The organism is Phormidesmis priestleyi BC1401 (genome assembly GCF_001650195.1).
Classification (GTDB): Bacteria; Cyanobacteriota; Cyanobacteriia; order Leptolyngbyales; family Leptolyngbyaceae; genus Phormidesmis_A; species Phormidesmis_A priestleyi_B.
This window is the reverse complement of record NZ_LXYR01000035.1, coordinates 24,964-44,819: the sequence shown is the minus strand read 5'-3', so window position 1 is coordinate 44,819 and position 19,856 is coordinate 24,964. Positions and strand designations below refer to the sequence as shown.

Genomic DNA, 19,856 nt, shown 5'->3' with positions numbered 1-19,856 from the left:
TGTTAATTCCTGATTAAATCTGTTGGAGAAAGCGATCGGCAGTTCTCAATGAGAGTGCCATCAGCGTGAGAGCGGGGTTCACACTCAGTGCACTCGGAAAGATTGAATTGTCCATGATATAAAGGTTTGGCACATCGAATGCCTTGCCGTCTGGATTGACCACGGATTGAGCGGGATCGGTGCCCATGCGACACGTTCCGATCGTGTGAGCGCTGCGCTGAAATGTCCACAGATTCTCCGCACCCGCAGCTTCCCAAATCTGACGCATTAACGACTCTGCGTGAGCGATCATGCGGCGTTCATTTTCGCCATTGGTGAAGTGAACGCGAGGTTTCGGCAATCCTCGATCGTCCCGTTCGTCTGACAATTCCAGATAGTTATGCTCAGAGGGAAGGCACTCTCCCAGAATATTGATACCAGCCGTGTGATTGTATTGAATCATGTGAGAGTGTAAGCGATCGCCCCACCATCCTGTTCCTCGTGCGACCTGCGAGGCATAAGTGACAGGCATCACGCCAATACTTTGCAGCAGATATCCGCCTGCAAAATTCGCATCCTTTGGGCGGTGTGTGTCCTCTGAGATCAACCCACCGGGAATGCCTTTATACGGTCTGATGTCTTCTGAAAACTGTCCCCACACCTGCACACCCGGATGCGCCATAAAGTTGCGTCCGACTTGACCGCTAGAGTTCGCGAGATTGTTGAGCAAGAGCAATCGCGGAGTCTCGATCGCGCCCGCGCACAAAAACACGGTGCCGCACCGCTGACGTTTTTCTTCTCCTGCCTGCACATAGATTACGGCGGTGATTCGACCTTCTGGATCGCGCTCAAACCCCGTCACAAAGCAGTTAGATCGCACCTCAGCCCCATGCTCGATCGCCAGCGGAATGAACGTGACATCCATACTGGCTTTTGCGCCTGTGGTGCAGCCTGCCTGACAAAATCCGCGATTCGTGCAGGCGGCTCTCCAGCCCACGCCGGGTTGAAAATAGGGTGCCGACACTGCCGCATTTGCCGCAGGAGAAGTCTGAATGCCCAGTGAGTCGCATCCTCGCTGCATCAGTTGTGCTGCGCCATTGAGCGGCAGCGGCGGCAGCGGATAGGGTTTGCGATCGGGTTCCCACAAGTAGGGAGACGCGCCCGAAACGCCGAGAAAATTTTCTACCTCGTCGTAGTAGGGTTTCAGGTCATCGTATTGGACTGCCCAATCCATGCCGACTCCAAAGTCTCGATGGAGATGAAAGTCGTCGGGGTGAGGTCTGGGCACATACGCGGTGTAGTGCAGCGTAGAGCCACCTACTCCGATTCCAGAATTATTGCTGCCAAACGCGATCGGGTCTTCGCCTGCACTGAGCCGCTCGTCTCGCCAAAACAGCTTAGACTGCGATCGTTCATCGGTTGCAAAATCTTCAGCAGGATTCCAATATTGTCCCGCTTCTAAAGCGACGACGCGAAGTCCTGCTTGTGCCAATCGTGCTAATAGAGGTGCCCCACCTGCGCCTGTGCCAATCACTACTGCATCGACAACATCGGTTAATGCATAGCGTTGCAAATCAATAGTTTCTTGCAATCCAACTTGGGTTGTCTGAAGCGTTGGTGTCTGCATCACCCGCGACGGAATAGCTTCTCCAATTTGGGGTTCCCAAGATTCTAACTGGTTTAGTCCGATCGCGTTCCAACCTTGTGCATCTGCCATTCCTACATAGCCAATTTCCTCTTGTGCAAGTGGATGGCTGTAGTAGGTCTCAGTGAGTTCTACCAGCAACTCTTCAAAGTATCGCGATGCAGGAATCTGTTGCCAAGTTTCTCCGGGTGCTGTGCCCTGCTGAAGGCTGTTTAGTAGTATGTCTTGCTCTATCTCGGATAATGAGATAAAGCTACGATCGAACATAATCTGAGCGCTCTCTTCGATTCCCTGCAACCCCGCTTGATGGGCGATCGGGTCAGGGGGCATCGTGTTATATCGCCAGCCGTCTCCCGTGTTGATTGCCAAGCGTCGATCGAGCGCGCCAGCCAGATCGATGCCGTGAGATTGGGAGATGAAACGATCGGATACTGCTTGCAAAATTGCAAAAGATGCTGTGTCAAAAAAGCTAGGCTTTAAGGTAGAACTCTCTGCCAATCTCGCTTCGAGAACGTCCTTTGTTTTGGGTGTGACGTATGAGGTTTTGAGTAGCTGACGAACCGTTCCTGATGGATAAGGACTCTGCTCCATTGTTAGCGTTGAGTAAAGAACTAAGCCCTTTGCTTGATGAAAGTTTTGTGGATCTGAAAAGTCTAATCAACCACTCGACAATTTGCCGCCAGTCACTTCTACAATGCTGCCAGTCATAAAGCTTGAGTCTTGCGATGCTAGAAAAACATAAGCTGGAGCAAGCTCTTCGGGTTGACCCGGACGACCCATCGCTACTTCATGACCAAAATTTTCGACTTCCTCGATCGGCATCGTTGCTGGGATATTCGGAGTCCAAACCGGACCGGGAGCGACTGCGTTAACGCGAATCTTACGCGATCCTAAGTTTAACGCTAACGCTTTGGTGAACGCATGAATAGCACCTTTGCTCGCGCAATAATCAATCAGCATCTCATTGCCGACTAATCCAACAATGCTGCCTGTGTTGATGATGGCATCGTCTTCTTTGAGGTGAGGAAGCGCGGCTTTTGCCATGTAGAAATAACCAAAAATATTGGTTTCGAGCGTGCGACGAAACTGCTCTTCGCTCACGTCTTCAAACTTTTTTTGAGCCATTTGATACGCTGCATTGTTGACGAGAATATTGAGTCCGCCCAACTCAGTGACAACGTGATCTATTGCATGGCGACAGTCTTCAGATTTGCGAACGTCTCCTTTAATCGCCAAGCAGCGCTTTCCTTTTGACTCGACTATCTCGCAGGTGGTTTTTGCATCGGCATCGTTCTCGTTGTAGAAAATCGCAACGTCGGCTCCTTCCATTGCAAACGCGATCGCGACCGCCCGTCCAATTCCAGAATCGCCTCCTGTAATCAGCGCAACTTTGCCTCGAAGTTTTCCGGCTGGCAGATAGTTAGAGAGATCGCTGTCAGGGGCAGGCATCATGTCTTCTTGACTAGCAGGATAGGGAAGCTTCTGCCCTGCAATATCTTCAGAGGTCGGACGAAATTCTTGGCTTTGCATAGTTGATTTTTTAGGACTTCTTGTAGGAGACACAGCGATTACAAGCTATATAAAGTCTGTTGTGTTGTGACCTATCAAGCACAAGATTAAGCTTAGTAAAGCGTTACGAACTCTGTCGATCGGGGTAGTTTTCCTCCTCAGAGCAGTATTTGATAGGGGTTTGCTGTAGTGAGCAAAGACTCAGTGCCGCCTCACAGAATTCAAGTAATGATGGATGAAGTACCAGTTTGAGACAGAGGCTGAAGCCCGCATTTTATCGTTGGTTAATTAAAACTGCCCGAACTGTTGATTATCTGGAACTTTGCGCGAGAACTAAGTGAATCAGGCTTGTAACTAAACGATCGTAGTCCATTGGCATCACGTCTTTGCCGTGGAGAATATGCTGCACCAGCATATACGAGACGAGAGAACCGAAAAAAATTTGAGCGACGGCTTCGGGGTCATCGATGCCGAGTTCTGGATGCGCCTCAAAGTATTGGCTAAGTAACTGTTGCCCCTGCTGAATCACCGTTGTTGTAAACAGTTTTGCTAATTCTGGAAAGCGATCGGACTCTCCAATAATCAGCCTGATCAAACACAAATAATTCTGATCTGCGACTCTGAAGCTATAGATCTTCGCGATTTGCCGCAACAAGATTGCAGGCTCACCGCATAAACGGCTCCCGTCATACACTTCTCGAAATCGGGAAAGCGTCATCCATTCTAATAGTGCTTTAAACAGCCCTTCTTTATTCACAAAGTGGCTGTAAATCGTCTGCTTAGAAACGCTCGCTTCTGTGGCAACGCGATCCATGCTGGTGCCTGCATAGCCGCAACTGAGAAACACGCGCATAGCTCCCTGCAAAATCTGCTCTTGCTTGGGCGTGATGCTAAATGGAACAACGTTGGGTGAGGTCATGGAGGGGCGGATCGTGAGGTAAGGCTTAAGTCATCTACAGCAGAGGAATGACGCTTCTCTTGAGTATTAACTTTTTCCATTAGGCGTTGTTCAATCATACTAGACCGTCTAGTATGATCGGTAATCTTGAAGCATTTTACAGCGGTAAGAGTCTCCTCATCCTCCAATCGGCTTACTACCATGACTCAGCTTGTTCCCCCACCCACCGAGCATCTCCCAGATTCTCCGCCGTCAAAACCAAAAGGGCGGCAGGTTCCTAAACCTTTGTTGTTAGTTCCGATCGGGCTAGCGATCGCCGGGATTGGCTATGGAATCTGGCGGTTGATGCCTCACCCAGAGCCAACTGCCCTGCACCTGAGCGGACGGCTCGAAGGCTATGAAACCGACATCGGCGCAAAAACGGGTGGACGGGTGAATTTCATCGCGGTGCGGGAGGGCGATGAAGTTAAAAAAGGGCAGGTCTTGGTGCGGATCAATGATGAAGAAATTCAGGCACAGCTTAGGGGCGCGAGGTCAACGGTGACGGCGGCTCAACAACAAGCGCAACAGGCACAGGCTCAAATTGACGGAATTGACAGCAAGATTCGTGAGGCAGAGTTAAATCTCAAACAGTCAAAAGGCGATGCCACCGGGCGAATCAGTCAGGCGCAAGCGACGGTTTCGGCGGCAACTGCTCAACTGGCAGAAGCGATCGCCCAAGTCAAACAAGCTGAGGCGCAGGTCAGACAGTCTCAGGCAACGCAGAGATTTGCTGCCACTGACCGCGATCGCTATGCCCAGCTAGTGTCTCAAGGCGCAGTCGATCGCCAGCAGTTTGACCAGTCGCAGACCGCCTTTGAGACAGCTCAAGCCTCGGTTGAGACGGCTCAGGCAACGCTTTTAGCGCGTCGGGCGGGTGTGAATGCGACGCGGGATCAGTTGAAGGCGGCGCAGGGAGGCTTTGCTCAAGTGAAAACGACGGGGCTAAATCCTGACATTCGAGACGCGCAACTGTCGGGGTTTTATCAGCAGCGCCAGCAGGCAGTGGCTCAACTCAAACAGACACAGGCACAAATCAAAACAGCTCAAGCAAAGCAAAAAGAGATTCAGGCGCAGCTTAATTATTTGAATGTAACCAGCCCGATCGCAGGAATCGTCACGGCACGTCCGATCGAGCCTGGGGCAGTCGTCGCTGCGGGTAAAACGATGCTGACCGTGATGGATTTGAATTTGGTTTATCTGCGAGGCTATGTCCCAGAAGGCGACATCGGTAAGGTTCGGGTCGGTCAATCTGCCAAGGTTTTTCTCGACTCTAACCCAACTCAAGGGCTGGCTGCAAAGGTGTCGGCGATCGATGCCAAAGCCTCGTTCACGCCCGAAAATATTTACTTTCGCAACGATCGAGTCAAACAGGTGTTTGGGGTCAAATTAACGATCGACGATCCCAAGGGTTTTGCAAAACCAGGAATGCCAGCCGATGGAGAAATCTCTTTAAAGACCCAATAATCGCCTCTGGAGGTTGGAGTCATGATTCAAAAAACGGTGGCGAGTAGTGCGATCCCAGAAGCCCGAGATCCAAGTCTTGCGTCTTTAGATGATGTAATTCGCGTGGTCGGATTGCACAAACACTACGATCGGGTGGCGGCAGTTCGAGGAGTCGATTTTGCGGTGAAGCGCGGCGAAGTCTTTGGGCTGATCGGACCCGATGGCGCAGGCAAAACCACGACATTTCACATTCTGGGCGGCGTGATGGAGGCGACTACCGGAGATGTGAAAGTGTTGGGGCAACCGCCACGAGATGCGCGATTGATGATCGGATATTTGACTCAGCAATTTTCGCTCTATCTCGACCTCAGCATTGATGAAAACTTACGCTATGTGAGCGGACTTAGACAAGTGCCCGATCGCCAGTTTTCTGAGCGGCGCGAAAAATATCTGCGCTTGATGAACTTAGAGAACTTTGGCGATCGTCTTGCCGGAGAGCTATCGGGGGGCATGAAGCAAAAACTTGCGCTGTGCTGTGCGCTGATATCTCAGCCTCAAGTGCTGCTGCTCGACGAACCCACAACGGGCGTTGATCCCGTCTCTCGGCGCGAGTTTTGGGATGTGTTGGCGGCACTGGCTTCTGAGGAAGGAGTGACGATCGTGGTGGCAACTCCTTATCTAGACGAGGCAGAACGCTGCAATCGCATCGGGCTAATGTATGACGGTCAGATTCAGCAAATTGGCACGCCTGCTGAGTTGAGAAACAGTTTAGGACTATATCGTCTCGAAGTGCATACGCTCCAGTTGCAAGCCGCCGAGCAAGTGTTGACCGAGGCATCTGAGTCCGGCTCTATTGCAGATGTGCAGACCTTTGGCGATCGCCTAGATGTGCTGGTGAATGATCCCCAAATCGGGGAGGCTGAGGTGCGCGAATTATTTCAGCAACATCACCTGCAAGCTGCCACGATCGATCTGGCTGAACCTACGCTAGAAAATGTGTTTGTGACTCGATTGCGTCAGCAGGGATCGGCACCACAGTCTTTGGCGTTTCCGCGATCGAGAGGCGGCAATCGCGATGTTACTAAAAATTCCTCGTCTGATTTTGCGATCTATTCTCACAACCTAAATCGGAATTTTGGCAGCTTTCAAGCCGTTAAAAATGTCAATGTCGAAGTGCGCTACGGGGAGATTTTTGGCTTACTCGGAGCCAACGGAGCCGGGAAAACGACCACGATTAAAATGCTGTGTGGCTTGCTTCCTGAGAGTTCTGGCGATATTTCCCTCGGAGGAGAACGCGGCAATCTCCGCAGTAGTGAACTCAGGCGACGCATCGGCTATATGAGCCAAAAATTCACCCTTTACGATGACCTGACCATTCTGCAAAACCTGGAATTCTATAGCGGCATATATGGCGTACCTCGCAGGCTGAGACGCGAAAAAATTGACTGGGTGATCGCCACCTGCGGACTCGAAGGACGAGAAACCCTGATCACCGGACAGCTTCCGGGCGGTTGGAAACAGCGCGTCGCGTTTGGTGCTTCGGTCATGCACGAACCCGATATTTTATTTCTCGACGAGCCGACCTCCGGCGTTGATCCCCTAGCCCGTCGCCAATTTTGGAAATTGATCAACGATTTTGCTCGCAATGGCACCGCGATTTTGGTCACTACCCACTATTTAGAAGAAGCCGAACAGTGCAATCGCATGAGCTTTATGGTGGCGGGTGAAATCGTCACAGAAGGATCGCCCAGCCAGATCAAAGCATCCCAGCCGGGACAGTTGATTGAAGTGATCACTGACCAAACTCAAGCGGCTTCTAATCTACTCAAACAGCAGATGGAGTCTTGGCGGGTTTCAATCTTTGCCGATCGCCTACACGTCGTCGTTGATGATCCTGATCGAGACATTCCCAATCTGCGATCGCGTCTCGACGCTGCCAATCTCACCGTTCATTCTTTACGTCCGATTCCCTTCTCGCTCGAAGATGCCTTTATCGGAGTCGTGCAGCGCTCGGCTCACGCAACTCCAAAGGAACCGCAGCCATCATGAAACGAATTCTCGCTCAGTGCCGTAAAGAATTAGCGCAATTTCGTCGCGATCGCCTCACCCTGGCGCTTGCCTTTATTTTGCCTGTGATGACGCTGTTTATCTTCGGGTTTGCCATCCGATTAGAGGCAAAAAATATCTCGATCGTGGTGCAAGATCTCGATCGCAGCAATCTCAGTCGCCGATATAGCGAGGGAATATATGAAACTAATCAATTTGTTCCAGTTCGGTGGAGCGGATCTGACCCACTGGATGCGCTCGATCGTGGCATTGGCAAAGCCGCTGTGATCATTCCGTCCGATTTTAATCGAGAGATTACCGCCGGAAAAACCAGTACGATCCAGGTCTTAATTGACGGCACTGATGTCAACAATGCGCGAGTGATCAAGAACAGCATTCAGGCATTCACTCGATCGTTTGTGCAGAATCAGGGATTGACGGCGGGAACCAGCAAAATCATCGCTCGAACAAGACTGTGGTTCAATCCGGGGCGGCAAGAATCGCTCTACATCGTGCCGGGAGTGTTTGGCGTGATTTTGGCAATCTATCCGTCACTGTTGGCAGCGTTGGCGATGTCGCGAGAAAAAGAGCAGGGCACCATTTTGCAAACCTACGCCTCTAGCATCAGTGCGGCTGAGCTGCTGTTGGGCAAATGTCTTGCTTACTTCGTGGTGGGCATTGGGCAAGCGCTGTTTGTCATCGCGTTAGGATGTGCCGTCTTTCGCATTTGGTTTGTGGGTGATCCGACTCCTTTTATAATCGGGACGGGTATCTTTTTGATCGCTAGCATTATGTTTGGCTTACTCATTGGCGTTCGGGCAAACAATCGCAGTGTTGCGGTTCAAGGTGTAGCCAGCGCTGGATTTCTGTTGGCGCTGCTGTTATCGGGATTTATCTACCCCCTGAGCAACATCCCGTTTCCGTTGTCGCTCGTGACCTATATTGTTCCGGCTCGCTATTTTATTGAGATTAGCCGAGATGCGTTTGTGCGCGGCACCGGATGGGCTGGCGTTTGGACGGCTCACGCGTGCCTAACAGCGTTGGCATTTGTGCTGTTTAGCATCGCCCGCCGCATCATGGGTCGAATGCAGTTACCAGGCTAGAGGGCTATAGATTATGAAACCGCTGCGTCGTTTAATTGAAAGTCGCTTTTGGGTGTTGACCGTGAAAGAAATCGGTCAGATTTTGCGGAACAAACAGTTGATTTTTCTGTTGGTGTTTCCGCCGACGGTGCAACTATTGATTTTTGGGTTGGCGTTGAACCCCGATGTGCAAAACCTCAAATTGGGGGTGGTTGATTATTCCAACACGCCGATGAGCCGAGAATTGGTGTCAGCGCTCACCGCAAATGGAGTGTTTCAAGTCGATCGCGCTCCTCCCAACGAGCAGATTTTGGGGGAGCAAGTCCGGCGCGGTGAAGTCACGACAGGACTCGTGATCCCGCCGACGTTTAACCGCGATCTCAAGAGCGATCATTCTGCCGAAGTGCAGGTTCTAATCGATGCGGTCGATGCCAACACTGCCGGAATTGCCAGTGGTTATGCCGCGCAGATTATCAATCAATTCAGTCAAAAACTCGCTCCTCAGAGTTCAGCCGCGATCGAGACTCAAGCCACCATCCTCTACAATCCGGGGTTGGTTTCTAGCTGGTTTATCGTTCCTGGAGTTTTGGGGCTGGTGCTGAATTTGGGTAGCTCACTTGTATCAACGGCAACTGTAGTGCGCGAAAAAGATACGGGCACGTTAGAGCAGTTATTGATGACTCCAGCCGCCGCCTGGGAGATTATTCTGGCGAAAGTGGTGCCGCTATTTGTCTTGCTGTTAGGAGAAGTCATGCTGGCAGTCACCGTTGCTACGCTGGTCTTTCACGTCCCCTTTCGCGGAAACTTTTTCTTATTCATGGGCTTTTCAGGACTCTATATTTGCGTCGGCATCGGGATTGGGTTTCTCTTAGCCACGATTTCGCGGAGCCAGCAGCAGGCGATTCTCACGTCGTTTTTCATCAATTTGCCGCTCATTCAACTATCAGGGGCGATCGCGCCCATTGAGAGTATGCCGCGATTTTTTCAGATCTTGTCGCTGTTCAACCCTCTGCGGCACTATGTCAAAATTGCTCGGAGTCTTTTGCTTAAAGGCAGCGGGTTAGACGTGCTTTACCCCGAAGCGCTTGCCCTGACAGCTTTTGCTATCGCTCTACTGGCAATTAGCACCTATAAGTTTCGGACGCAATTGAGCTAAACTACCTGGTTGAGCGCCAAGACAAGCGTTATCCTGCTTAAGGTTGTTGATCTGAGATTTACCTCTTGAAAAAGGCAGAACTCTTAGATTCAGTAGACTACTTGCGTAAACCGACTGCTGTCTGGGATTCATGCAAGAAGATTTCAGTTCAACCCTTCTCTAAACCAAGTTTCTCTAAAAGTTTCCTTAGTCTGTGGGCTAATCAAGAACCGTATGAAAATGTCTCTTCATTTAATTCAAGTGGGTGTGGGAGCTTTGATCGCCTTTGGCTCTGTGGGTGTGGCTCACTCACAGACTTTGCCTTCCGGTCAGCCCCAGAAAAGCCCTAATCTCACTGCAAAGTCGCCCAACCTGAAAACGATCGCGGCTACCTTTGAGGATAAAGCCGCTTCGATGGGCGAACCCTCAGCGATCGCTCAAATCGCCCAAACTTTTAGAGACACCGTGCCGCGATCGCAGTCGAAACCGACAATCGCAGCCGCGCCACCCTCATTGGAAGGTGCCAAAATCGTCCAGTTTTTCGCCAACGAGCCACAAAAGGCTCCAGACCCAGCCGTTGCTCAGGCTCCTAAGCCTGTCACGCCTCCTCGATCGACCCCGCTCCCTCCCTCCAATTCTCCCACGTCATTTCCGCAGCCTCCAGCAGCCACGCCAGCCCCCGGCACCCCTGTCCCCACTCCCACAACGTCTAAATCTGACCCAACGCCAGCCCCTGCCTACCTCAACTCACCCGCCAATCCGCTGTTGTTTCCTACCCGCCCTGATGAGGTGCGCCTAGCCGGAACTCAACTGATCAGCTTGCTGCAAGCGATCGAGCTAGCCGAGCGAAATAATCGTGACCTTCAGGTGTCTAGACTTCAGCTAGAAAGCAGTCGATCGGCACTGCGCGAAGCTCAAGCCAATCTTTATCCGACTGTGGGAATTCAGTCTAGCTTGGCTCGCTCTCAGAGCGCATCAGGTGATATCTCGTCGAGATTGCAGGCACAGTCGCCTCAGTCTCAGCTATTTGGGGCATCTGGAGCTGGCAACCCGCCGAGCACCAGCCTGACCGGAACCGTTCAACTCAGCTACAGCATCTTTGCGTCCGGTCTAAACAGTGCTCGAAGAAGAGCCGCCGAGCGACTGGTGAGAGCGGCTGAGTTAACCGTTGAGCAGACTCGCGAACAGTTAAGGCTTGACACGACCAATGATTATTACAACCTGCAAAGCGCCAACGAGCAAGTGCGAATCAACCAAGCAGCCGTGATCAACGCCCAGCGAAGTTTGAGTGACACCCTCGCTCAAGAACGGGCAGGGTTAGGCACCCGCTTTGACGTGCTGCGATCGCAGGTCAACCTTGCCAATGCCCAACAGCAACTCACCAACGCGATCGCGACTCAGGGCATTAATCGTCGTCAACTCGCGTCGCGCTTAAGTTTGCCAGAGTCAATCAACGTCTCGACCTCTGACCCGGTGCAGCCTGCCGGAATTTGGACACTGCCGATCGAAGACACGATCGTCTTAGCCTACAAAAATCGGGCTGAACTAGAGGCACAATTAGTACAGCGAGAAGTCAGTGAGCAGCAGCGTCGAGCAGCGTTGGCAACCTTGGGTCCAACGGTAAATGCGGTCGCTAGCTACAATTTGCTTAAGAACTTTGAGACTGCCCTAAGCGCACCCGGTAGTGGCTATAGTGTTGGGCTGCAGGCTCAATGGAACTTTTTTGATGGAGGAGCCGCTCAAGCGCGGGCAGCCCAGCAAGAGCGAAACAAAGAAATTGCCGAAACTCGGTTTGCCCAAAGCCGCAACACAGTTCGCTTTCAGGTTGAGCAGGCGTACATTAATTTGCAGTCAAACCGTGCCAACATTGACACGACGACCACGGCTCTCTCCCAGGCAGCCGAAGCCTTACGACTGGCTCGATTGCGCTTTCAAGCAGGGGTAGGAACGCAAACCGACGTAATCAATGCAGAAACCGATCTGACTCGCGCCGAAGGCAACCGGGTTAGCGCGATTATTGGCTACAATCTTTCTCTTGCCCAACTGCAGCGAGCGGTTAGCAACATCGCAGTCCGATAGATCGATTCGGCGCAGTTTTGACCGTGAGGATAGTTAGTCATCGCTCGGTCAATGTAACCGTGAACCAGCGAATTTGCCCTCACCCTAGCCCTCTCCCGAAGGAGAGGGAACAAGATTTCTGGCTCGCCTTCTCCTTTGGGAGAGGGCAAATTCATACTTTCAACGCGTCACCAAATCGATTAGTAATTCAAATCTTTGCTGGTTTATTGGTCTCGATCTCATAAGTTCAAGCCACAATAAGCTAGATAGGCTTGATCTGACGACTTAAAAGTCAGTCGTTCTGCCCTTTATGTCCTTGAGGATCGCTCCATGACTCCACGTAAACTGTCCGCTTCCACTGTTCAGAAACGAGTATGTCAAAGTTCTTTGTTGCTGTGTGGACTGGGTTGGGCAGTGGGTTCAGGCTGTTTGAACAGTGGCATCACCCTCGCCCAAGCCTCGACACCCGCAGCAGAGACTCCGATCGTGGTCGAAGTGGCTCCGGCTGCTTCCTCGTCTCCAGCCGCGATCGCCCCAGATTCTGCCCCAGCATTTTTGGCTCCAGCAACGCCCAGAGGAGCAACCCCCGCCGATGGGGGAGATTTATTTATCGATCGCACAAACTACACGTTAGGAGCTACTGAGCGCCACGACCCAGCGCTAGATGCTGCAAATCGCTCGATCGCCCCAGTCGATCGGGTAGGCGCTTCGGTGAGTGCGGCTTCAGCGCACTTGGGTTCGGTGAATGTGTCGTCGAGCGGCATTGGTTGGGGTTCGAGTCCGGGAAGCACCACGGCGATCGGGCGCGAATACAGCACGGTGCGCGACTATTACAACCGCACGATTCGTCCGCCTGCTCGGTTGGGAAATGGCAATATTCGGCTGAGCTTTCCGCTCTCGATTCCCTCGGTGATTACGTCGGTGTTTGGGTGGCGCGTTCACCCGATCACAGGCGACAGTCGCTTTCACTCTGGCACCGATTTAGGCGCGCCGATGGGAACTCCGGTTTTAGCCGCTTATGCGGGTCAGGTGGCGTTTGCAGACTTTTTGGGCGGATACGGACTGGCGATCGCGATCAATCACAATCAAGGCACTCAGCAGACGCTCTATGGTCACTTGTCAGAGATTTTTGTCAAGCCTGGAGACGTGGTGAAGCAAGGAACGGCGATCGGGCGGGTTGGCAGCACAGGAGCCTCGACGGGACCTCACCTGCACTTTGAGTTTCGCCAACTGACAACTGAAGGCTGGGTAGCAATGGATGCAGGAACTCAGTTAGAAACTTCTCTGGCAGAGTTGGTGAAGACGCTGCAAGTCGCTCAAACGTCTGGGAAACCTGTGCAGTGAGAGCGATCGCTGTAGCCAGTTGGATTGGGACATGGCTGCACGTAACTCACCGCCTGAACAAGGAGCTTAGGACGTGTTTTAAACCTCTTTCGCGTCGATTCTGCCTCGCCCTGAACTTCAGTTCAGGCTAATAGGGAAAGTCCGTTGAAACGGACTCAGGATCTGACTCGACTTGCGTTCAGTCCGTTTTAATGGACTTCCCACCATTAGCCCAAACTTCAGTTCAGGGCGGGATAGCAACGAAGACCAGGGTTTTAAGCCGCTGCCTAAGTCCCTTGTCCTAACCTGACTGGCGATCGCTACACACTCCTGATCTATGGCAATCCTGAATCAGTTGTAAACTCGGTCTGCCCTCCTCACGAAGTGGGGCAAGCCCTCGCCAGCCCTTCTCCCTAAGGAGAAGGGAGCTAGAAAGTCAAAGTCCCTCTCCCCAAGGAGAGGGATTTAGGGTGAGGGCAGACTCTCTGCATCTCACAAGTTAATTAGGATTGCTCTACGTCCCTGAAATTCTGGCGCAGAGCCTTCGCTTCTTCAAGAAGTCAGGGATCTTATCATGAACAATTTTCTTTAAAGATTAGAAACAATTCGTTCTCTAGGTAGATTGGTATCTCTATCTTTGGCTAGACAATGAGAAGTATGGACTGCCGCATGAGTGTGCTTTTCTAAATGACTGATGTACTATCCGGAAACTTCTCTAAACCCCTACTTCCTGCGAATGAAGCCGAACGGCTGGAGGCACTACGACGATATCAGGTTCTAGATACCCCAACCGAGATTGCGTTTGATCGCATCACGATGCTGGCGGCTCGATTATTTGGCACCTCGATCGTGTTGGTTTCGCTCGTTGATCATGCCCGCGCCTGGTTTAAGTCGAGTTATGGGTTTGACCTGTGCGAAGTGCCACGGGACAACGCTTTCTGCAACTATGCGTTGCTCACGAACGATATTCTCGTCATTCCTGACACGCGCAAGGACGATCGCTTTGCCTGTAACCCGTTTGCGATCAGTGAACCGGGTGTTCGCTTTTATGCAGGTGCGCCACTCGTCACCCATGATGGCTACAACTTGGGCACACTCTGTCTGCTAGACAGTAGCCCACGAGAGGAGTTAAGCAATGAACAAAAGACGACTCTGACAGATCTCGCCGCGGTGGTCATCGATGAACTAGAGCTGAGACTTGCCGCAAAAAAAATTGCTCAAACCGATGCCGCTCTTCTAGAAGTGACTCAAGGCGTTTCGATCGTTACAGGCATCGCATTTTTTCAGGCACTCGTGCAGCATCTTGCCAAAGTTTTAGACGTTGACTATACCTACATTGGGCTAGTGACTGATCAGAACGACCAAGAGACGATCGCGACGATCGCAACCTGCGCTCACGGTCAAATTATTGAGAACTTTGACTATTTGCTTAAAGATACGCCCTGCCAAACTGTGCTTGAGAAAGGCACGATTTGCTGTTATCCGCGTCGAGTGCAAGCGCAGTTTCCCCAGGCACCTTTGTTGGCTTCGCTTAATATCGAAAGCTGTATCGCCATTCCCTTTTTTGACTCGACGGGGGCAGAGATCGGGCTGCTGGGTGTGATGGATGGCAAACCCTTAGAAAATGTGCAGCTTGCAGAGACGCTGCTGACGGTGTTTGCCCTGCGAATCGCCACCGAGCTAGACCGTCAACAGACCGAAGAAACGCGCACCCAGATGCTAATTTATGAACAGCAAGCCCGCGCTCAGGCAGAAGCCGCTAACCGCATGAAAGACGAATTTCTAGCCGTTCTTTCTCACGAACTGCGGACTCCGCTCAACCCGATTTTGGGCTGGGCAACCCTGCTGCGGAGCCGTCTGCGAGAGCCGGAGACAACGCGCCCCTTTGACCGTGCAAAAATGGATCAAGCCCTTGAAACCATTGAGCGCAACGCAAAATTGCAGACGCAATTGATCGATGATTTGCTAGATATTTCAAAGATTGTGCAGGGCAAGCTCAGCCTTAAAATTGCCCCGGTTGACCTGATATCCACGATTAGATCGGCGATCGACACCCTGCGATTAGCGGCTCAGGTTAAGTCGATCTCAATCACCTTTGAGCCGCCGTCAAGGTTGATCAAGGTGTCAGGCGATGCTGGACGGCTTCAGCAGATTGTCTGGAATCTGCTGTCAAATGCCGTAAAATTTACGCCTGGAGGAGGACGAATTACCGTTGACCTAAAGCAGGTCGATCGGTCTGCTGAGATTCAAGTCAGCGATACGGGCACAGGCATCTCGCAAGACTTCTTGCCCTACGTGTTTGAGTCATTTCGGCAGGCAGACAGCGCCACGACGCGTCATTTTGGTGGGTTGGGGCTGGGGTTAGCGATCGTTCGGCAGCTTGTCGAATTGCACGGTGGCACGATTCAGGCACACAGTTTTGGAGAAGGACAGGGATCGACGTTTATGGTCAAGCTACCCCACTTAGAGGATGAAATCATGCAAGATGAGTCAAGGGATGAGCGCCCGGTGGCTGATTCTTCAACGTTGGGTAATCTCCGAATTCTTGTCGTAGATGACGATACAGACTCGCGAGAATTTATTGCTTTTGTGCTAGAAGCAGAAGGCGCGATCGTCACCACTACGGCATCGGCACTAGAGGCACTGGAATCGATGACACAGTGCCAGCCCGATGTCTTGATCAGCGATATCGGGATGCCTCAGATGGATGGCTATCAGCTAATGCGCGAAATCAACACTCGGTTTGTGTCTGCGAAAACCCCTGTGAAAGCGATCGCTCTCACGGCTTATGCGGGAGAAGCCGATCAGCAGCAAGCTCTCTCAGCCGGGTTTCAAATGCATGTCTCTAAGCCTGTTGACCCATCGGCGATCGTGGCTGCCATCATGAGTCTGAAATGATGCTTTATAAACCGGATCTCTGCTGCGGTTTTGTCAACTGGAAAAATCGCAGGTTGTTCAGACAAGCCGATATCAAAAGTCCCGCAATGAACCCTGCCCAGAGTCCTTGAGCGCCAAACGGACCAATGATTCCTAGAAAATAGCCGATCGGAAGCCCCACCAGCCAATAGGAAATTAAGTTAAATAGCATTGGCATTCGCGTATCTTTTAAACCTCGCAGTGCGCCGATCGCGACGACTTGCAGCCCGTCAAAAATCTGAAAAATCGCTGCCATCGTCAGCAGCTTTACCGCAATGGCTTTGACTTGGGGATCGGAGGTGTAGAACCCGGCGATCGCCATTGGAAAACAGATCAGTACCAACGATGCACTCGCCATGATCGCCACCGAGATCACGAGGCTCGTCAATCCGCTAAACCGCGCGTCTGAGATATTGCCTTGCCCGACTAATTGCCCAACTCGCACAGTCGTGGCGATCGAGAGTCCGAGTGGCACCATAAAGCTCATAGCAGCGACATTGAGCGCGACCTGATGCCCTGCTAAAACGTTGGTTCCTAGCCCACCGATCAGCAGTGTGGTGGCGGCAAACATCCCCACTTCTAAAATGAGGCTTAACCCGATCGGAAGCCCCATTTTCAGCAGTTCTAAGAGTCTTCTGGCGTTGGGTCGATCCCAGCGCTCTAGCAGATTAAAGGGTTTGAGGTGCCGATTGATCCCGACATAGACCGTCATACACGCCAGCATCACCCACCACGCGATCGCCGTTGACCATCCGGCTCCCACGGCTCCGAGTTCTGGCAAGCCAAACCGACCGTAGATCAAAATCGAGTTGCCGACCACATTACACGCTAGCGCCACCAGCGTGAAATACATTCCGGGCTTCATCACGGCAATGCCTTCGTTAAACAGCCGCAGCGCCATAAACGCAAACGCAGCCGGAAGCCCCCAGCTAATCGCGTGAATATAGCCATCAGCGATCGCGACGACTTTTGGCTCTATCCCTATCCAGCCAAGAACAGGAGCCAGATGCCGCACGATCAAGAAAATTGGCAGTGCGAGAAGCTGACTTAAATAGAGACCCTGACGCACGTAGGCACCGATCGCGGGTTGCTGCCCTGATCCATAAAACTGCGCCACGATTGGAGACAGCGCCATCAAAACGCCATTGGCAAACACCTGCAGCGGGAAAAACAACATCGTTCCAGCAGCGATCGCAGCGAGATGTTGAGCGCTGTAGTGCCCAACCATAATGGTGTCTACAAAGGTCATCAGGTTTTGTCCGACCTGAGCCGCCATCACTGGAACTGCGAGTCGAAGAATAATCCGACTTTCTTTCAATAAAAGGAGGGGATAATTTTGAAATAATCGAGCCATTGTGAATGAAGTTGCAGACTGATCTCTTTTGAGGAGATGGACACGAGACTCAGACTATATCGTAGCGGAGGGGGATGTCGTCTTCCGATCGTGCAATAAATCGCCCTCACCCCAGCCCTCTCCCAAAGGAGAGGGAACAAGAATTTCTAGCGCTCCTCTCCTGCGGGGTTGGGGTGAGGGCAAATCTATTCGCAGAAACCATATCGTTCAATCAACCCGCAACTGATCGAGCGGCTGAATGCCCAACCACTCTAAATCTTGTTTGAGCTGTTTGAGTTGAGACCGATCGACCAACAGCAAATCTGGAGAAAGTTGGGCTGTGAAGCGCGATCGTAGCCGTTCACTTTGGGCAATGGCATCAAACACGTCTGAATTAGTGCAGCGCAAAACGATAACGTCTGCCATCTCAAGCGTCGGCGGACGACCTGCCCAAGCGGTCAACGCAACCCTTAATAAAGGCGGCAATTCATCGGTGCGTCTAGCATCTAAAAAGTCGAGAATATCGCTGGCTTTGTGACCCGACTGAGCCGCCTTAGAGACACTTGCTTGTGTCAGTGCCCAACTTTTAGACGAGCGCTTCTCCATCCAGCGCTGTAGCTGAGTGTCTAGCAGCAGATCCTTTACGGATTTTGTTTGCGTTACCTCACCCGTTTCAGTTATTTTTAAGCAGCGATCGAAGGGCTGATCATATCGAATCGTTTGTTTAATCCACGCATCGATCGCGGGTGTGTTCGGCTCAATGAGTAAGAAGCGATCGCCCAAGATTTTGCCGCTCAATCCCTGATTCATTGCCGTCTGCATTGATTGAAAGTCTGCAAACTCGATCATCTGTGTGTCTCGTCGCAGTGTGATTTGTTCTCGCAGCTTTCCCCATTGCTGAAGATCAATCTCCACATTTTGAGGCACCGGAACCTTTGCCCCAGTTTGCAGCGCGGCAAGAAAGTCATCAAGTGAGCCGCCTCGCTCTAGCCCGCGATAAACCGATTCACGAGTCAGCCGATAGCGCGCCGTGTGCTGCTGAATGTCGAGACGATCGGCATAGCGATCGAGAAAGATCATTTGCGACGGGGCGACTTCATCCACATAGACCAAAAGCTCAAAGTTAGGCTGCACAATCCACGCAGGTTGCGGAGCCATCTCCACAAACGACGCAGCCAATTCTGGATGCAGAATAATTTGCCCTAACTCGGTGACTCTAAAACTGACGATCGCCTCGTTTTGATTTGAAGCATCGGACTGTGAATCCCAGCCTAATTCGACGATGCCCAACAGATATAGCCACGTTGATAATGCGTAGCGAAACCAATGTCGTTCGCGTTCTTGCCAGTCTTTGCGTCGCTGATCTCTCCAGCGTTTTGCACTCTCTTCAGGATCGACTCCCGCCATGCGAAACTGCGAGGGAATAAATCCAGATAGTGAGAAGCGATCGCTAATGCGCTGAAACAAAAACAGTTCTAACTCATCAAGGCTAAACCACTTAGACTCACCCGACGACACCAACTTCAGCACGAGTAATAAGATCTGACGCGCCTCAACATAGCTGCTGGCATCAAAAAAACTGCTGGCTCTCCATTCTGTCCATTCCCCCGCGACGCTCAACCCAAGCAACATCTGACTCACCTGAATCGGATAGGGACGATTGGCAAACGTCTCGATCGGGGCAGCTAATTCTAGCTGAGTGTCGTCACTGTTGGGCACCAACAGCCCCGCATAAGCACTCGCCGCTGTTAGAGCGATCGTCGGCTGCGGAAACCAAAATCCATCAATCAGCGTGCCGTCTTCCTCCCACCGCTGCGCCTTCATCAACTTGCGAAGACTGTTGACTTGAGGAATGCCCGACTTGGTGAGTTTAAGCCCACCTAACCCCGCGATCGCTTGCAAAAAGCCCAAGATGGTCAGCACTACACTCGCAGGGCGACGATAAGAAGACACTTTTGGAGCGGTGGTTTCTTTAAGGTTCAACGCCGGAAACTGCGGTTCAGCGACTTGCGCCAAAATTCGTTCGTCCGAGATCAGGTATTCAAAATTTAGCCCGCAGCCATAATAGCCATCCGTCGAGTGAGTCGTCGCAATTAACACACCGCTGCGAATCAACTCTTGAGCATAGGCGATCGCTTCGTTGCCAAATTTATTCTTAGTGTCAGGTTGCTCAAACCCCAATAGCGCCGCCGTAATCATCACGGTGCGAACTGCCACCCTGCCGCCTTGGGCTTTAGCAAGCTCTAACGCCAAGCGCTGATAGGGCTTTAACCGCGCGATCACCGCCTGAATCTGCTTCGCGTCTTTTAACCCACGCACGATCGCCGCAGTGCACTGACTCTTAGCAGTCTGTTTTTCTGCATACCCCCAAGACTTTGCCATGTCATAAACGAGGGGCTGCGCCAGTTGAGTGAGATAGGCATCAAATCGCAGAGACATCACATTCT

Annotated in this window: 12 protein-coding genes; 7 read left to right on the top strand and 5 right to left on the bottom strand. The window is 51.9% G+C overall.

All coding sequences use genetic code 11. The features are described 5' to 3' along the window. Positions 1-13 precede the first annotated feature (13 nt). From A8707_RS17375 to A8707_RS17365, 3 genes are all read right to left on the bottom strand, one after another. Complete coding sequence (locus tag A8707_RS17375) at positions 14-2,215, bottom strand: GMC family oxidoreductase (protein WP_082906409.1); 2,202 nt, start codon at positions 2,213-2,215, stop codon at positions 14-16. A 66-nt stretch (positions 2,216-2,281) separates the two neighbouring features. Further along, entirely contained in the window at positions 2,282-3,154 is an 873-nt protein-coding gene (locus tag A8707_RS17370) for a glucose 1-dehydrogenase (RefSeq protein ID WP_068818466.1), read from the bottom strand. Between the two features lie 289 nt (positions 3,155-3,443). Then, complete coding sequence (locus A8707_RS17365) at positions 3,444-4,052, bottom strand: TetR/AcrR family transcriptional regulator (RefSeq protein ID WP_068818465.1); 609 nt, start codon at positions 4,050-4,052, stop codon at positions 3,444-3,446. 180 nt (positions 4,053-4,232) lie between these two features. Between A8707_RS17365 and A8707_RS17360 the strand changes: the two genes are divergently transcribed. The 7 genes from A8707_RS17360 to A8707_RS17330 all read left to right on the top strand — a co-directional run bounded on the left by A8707_RS17360 (position 4,233) and on the right by A8707_RS17330 (position 16,058). Continuing rightward, positions 4,233-5,537: an HlyD family secretion protein gene (locus A8707_RS17360; protein WP_068818464.1), complete on the top strand. Its 1,305-nt coding sequence runs from the start codon at positions 4,233-4,235 to the stop codon at positions 5,535-5,537. A gap of 21 nt (positions 5,538-5,558) precedes the next feature. Next, entirely contained in the window at positions 5,559-7,565 is a 2,007-nt protein-coding gene (locus A8707_RS17355) for an ATP-binding cassette domain-containing protein (RefSeq protein ID WP_082906408.1), read from the top strand. Continuing rightward, on the top strand, positions 7,562-8,665 hold the full coding sequence (locus tag A8707_RS17350) for an ABC transporter permease (RefSeq protein ID WP_068818463.1): 1,104 nt from the start codon (positions 7,562-7,564) through the stop codon (positions 8,663-8,665). The genes A8707_RS17355 and A8707_RS17350 overlap by 4 nt, the downstream gene beginning before the upstream one ends. A 13-nt stretch (positions 8,666-8,678) precedes the next feature. Beyond that, positions 8,679-9,800, top strand: a complete 1,122-nt coding sequence (locus A8707_RS17345) for an ABC transporter permease (protein WP_068818462.1) — start codon at positions 8,679-8,681, stop codon at positions 9,798-9,800. Positions 9,801-10,019: 219 nt separating this feature from the next. Then, a complete protein-coding gene (locus A8707_RS17340; protein WP_197484831.1) occupies positions 10,020-11,858 on the top strand; it encodes a TolC family protein in 1,839 nt (612 codons plus the stop codon). A 309-nt stretch (positions 11,859-12,167) separates the two neighbouring features. Beyond that, on the top strand, positions 12,168-13,181 hold the full coding sequence (locus tag A8707_RS17335) for a M23 family metallopeptidase (RefSeq protein WP_068818460.1): 1,014 nt from the start codon (positions 12,168-12,170) through the stop codon (positions 13,179-13,181). Positions 13,182-13,847: 666 nt separating this feature from the next. Next, the gene (locus A8707_RS17330) at positions 13,848-16,058 is read left to right on the top strand and encodes a hybrid sensor histidine kinase/response regulator (RefSeq protein WP_068818459.1); all 2,211 of its coding nucleotides are present in this window, start codon (positions 13,848-13,850) and stop codon (positions 16,056-16,058) included. 4 nt (positions 16,059-16,062) lie between these two features. Here the strand turns inward: A8707_RS17330 and A8707_RS17325 are convergent, their stop codons facing one another. Then, positions 16,063-17,430 carry an MATE family efflux transporter gene (locus tag A8707_RS17325; RefSeq protein ID WP_068818458.1) on the bottom strand — a complete coding sequence of 456 codons (1,368 nt, stop codon included), beginning with the start codon at positions 17,428-17,430 and terminating at the stop codon, positions 16,063-16,065. A gap of 207 nt (positions 17,431-17,637) precedes the next feature. After that, the gene (locus A8707_RS17320; protein WP_068818457.1) at positions 17,638-19,848 is read right to left on the bottom strand and encodes a helicase-associated domain-containing protein; all 2,211 of its coding nucleotides are present in this window, start codon (positions 19,846-19,848) and stop codon (positions 17,638-17,640) included. Positions 19,849-19,856 lie beyond the last annotated feature (8 nt).

Excerpts from the sequence above, each read along its gene's own strand:
- A8707_RS17375 (WP_082906409.1), bottom strand. The coding sequence starts at position 2,215 with ATGGAGCAGAGTCCTTATCCATCAGGAACGGTTCGTCAGCTACTCAAA.
- A8707_RS17370 (WP_068818466.1), bottom strand. The coding sequence starts at position 3,154 with ATGCAAAGCCAAGAATTTCGTCCGACCTCTGAAGATATTGCAGGGCAG.
- A8707_RS17365 (WP_068818465.1), bottom strand. The coding sequence starts at position 4,052 with ATGACCTCACCCAACGTTGTTCCATTTAGCATCACGCCCAAGCAAGAG.
- A8707_RS17360 (WP_068818464.1), top strand. The coding sequence starts at position 4,233 with ATGACTCAGCTTGTTCCCCCACCCACCGAGCATCTCCCAGATTCTCCG.
- A8707_RS17355 (WP_082906408.1), top strand. The coding sequence starts at position 5,559 with ATGATTCAAAAAACGGTGGCGAGTAGTGCGATCCCAGAAGCCCGAGAT.
- A8707_RS17350 (WP_068818463.1), top strand. The coding sequence starts at position 7,562 with ATGAAACGAATTCTCGCTCAGTGCCGTAAAGAATTAGCGCAATTTCGT.
- A8707_RS17345 (WP_068818462.1), top strand. The coding sequence starts at position 8,679 with ATGAAACCGCTGCGTCGTTTAATTGAAAGTCGCTTTTGGGTGTTGACC.
- A8707_RS17340 (WP_197484831.1), top strand. The coding sequence starts at position 10,020 with ATGTCTCTTCATTTAATTCAAGTGGGTGTGGGAGCTTTGATCGCCTTT.
- A8707_RS17335 (WP_068818460.1), top strand. The coding sequence starts at position 12,168 with ATGACTCCACGTAAACTGTCCGCTTCCACTGTTCAGAAACGAGTATGT.
- A8707_RS17330 (WP_068818459.1), top strand. The coding sequence starts at position 13,848 with ATGACTGATGTACTATCCGGAAACTTCTCTAAACCCCTACTTCCTGCG.
- A8707_RS17325 (WP_068818458.1), bottom strand. The coding sequence starts at position 17,430 with ATGGCTCGATTATTTCAAAATTATCCCCTCCTTTTATTGAAAGAAAGT.
- A8707_RS17320 (WP_068818457.1), bottom strand. The coding sequence starts at position 19,848 with ATGTCTCTGCGATTTGATGCCTATCTCACTCAACTGGCGCAGCCCCTC.